Source organism: Bacillus cereus group sp. BfR-BA-01408, assembly GCF_022663305.1.
Classification (GTDB): Bacteria; Bacillota; Bacilli; order Bacillales; family Bacillaceae_G; genus Bacillus_A; species Bacillus_A pacificus.
This window is the reverse complement of the sequence record NZ_JAKUFF010000380.1, coordinates 1-205: the sequence shown is the minus strand read 5'-3', so window position 1 is coordinate 205 and position 205 is coordinate 1. Positions and strand designations below refer to the sequence as shown.

Here is a 205-nt window from a genome sequence, read left to right as displayed (position 1 = left end):
GCTAGTAATCGCGGATCAGCATGCCGCGGTGAATACGTTCCCGGGCCTTGTACACACCGCCCGTCACACCACGAGAGTTTGTAACACCCGAAGGCGGTGGGGTAACCTTTTTGGAGCCAGCCGCCTAAGGTGGGACAGATGATTGGGGTGAAGTCGTAACAAGGTAGCCGTATCGGAAGGTGCGGCTGGATCACCTCCTTTCTAT

General features: G+C 56.6%; 1 rRNA gene. It reads left to right on the top strand.

What is annotated here, in order from left to right:
- Window positions 1–201: ribosomal RNA gene (locus tag MR083_RS27745) — 16S ribosomal RNA — on the top strand; the annotation flags it as partial.
- Between the last annotated feature and the right edge of the window lie 4 nt (window positions 202–205).